Source organism: Anaplasma phagocytophilum, from assembly GCF_023476575.1.
GTDB classification, from domain to species: Bacteria; Pseudomonadota; Alphaproteobacteria; order Rickettsiales; family Anaplasmataceae; genus Anaplasma; species Anaplasma phagocytophilum_A.
On the sequence record NZ_JAHLEX010000171.1, the window covers coordinates 1 to 1,055 of the forward strand.

At 43.1% G+C, this 1,055-nt stretch carries 2 pseudogenes; both read right to left on the reverse strand.

From position 1 onward, the window contains the following. Positions 1–527: pseudogene (locus tag KPX09_RS05390) on the reverse strand (transketolase); the annotation flags it as partial. Between the two features lie 7 nt (positions 528–534). Next, positions 535–1,055 (reverse strand): annotated as a pseudogene (locus tag KPX09_RS05395) (carboxypeptidase); the annotation flags it as partial.

Sequence of the window (1,055 nt, forward strand, 5' to 3'; positions counted from 1 at the left end):
AAAGAAGCTGCTTCATGACTAATACCCTCCATCAAGCAACCATCCCCGGCCATAACGTAAGTGTAGTGATCTATTAGATCATCGCCAAATCTCTGGGCAAGCATTCTCTCAGCAATAGCCATTCCAACAGCACAGCCTAATCCCTGACCTAAAGGGCCAGTAGTGGCTTCTATACCAGGTGTACACCCATATTCGGGATGACCTGGAGTCATGGAACGTAACTGCCTGAATTTCTTTATATCATCTATGCTGATATACCCTAATAAATGGAGTATGGCATAAATAAGCATGGAGCCATGTCCATTAGACATTACCAGCCTATCTCGATTAATCCAGTTTGGATTTTGTACACTAAATCTCAAAAATTTAGAAAACAATACAGCAGCTACATCAGCCATACCCAAGGGCATACCTGGATGACCTGAAGCAGCATTCTGAATTGCATCAACAGATAATAGCCTAATAGCACTTGCCATCTCACTTAGCTGAGTAGAATACTGCACAGCGCCTTGATTCTCATCTCCCATAACGCACTCACATGCTTAGATATCTATTTACCAGATGGTTTTTATAAGCGTCTACATCAATCCTACGTCCGGTGATCTTTTTTAACAGTGTTGTACTGCTATATCGTCCACCATGAGAGTATATGTACTTACTTAACCACGCAGTTAGCCCTGAGAAATCACCACTTTCGATATTCTCCAAAACGGCAACTTTCGGATCATCAATATAAGAAAAAATTTGTGTAGCAGCTATTGCACCCAGTACCTTACTCGGTAGATATCCAAAACAGCCACTCACCCAGTAATCGTCTTGCAGTAGTCCCTCTTGCTCCGCTTTTGTTACTTGATTGAAGTAATACTTAACACCTTGCTCCCAAGCATCAGGCAAGTCATCAACTGCAAGATCGCCATTTACTAGCTCCTTTTCTAGAGCGCATCTTAACATCACATGCGCTAGGGAGGAAACTTCATCCGCCCTTTCAAGCAGCAACTCCGGCCTGACTTCAGCAAGGTACCTATGTATATTACCCGAATCAGCCACCTTACCCC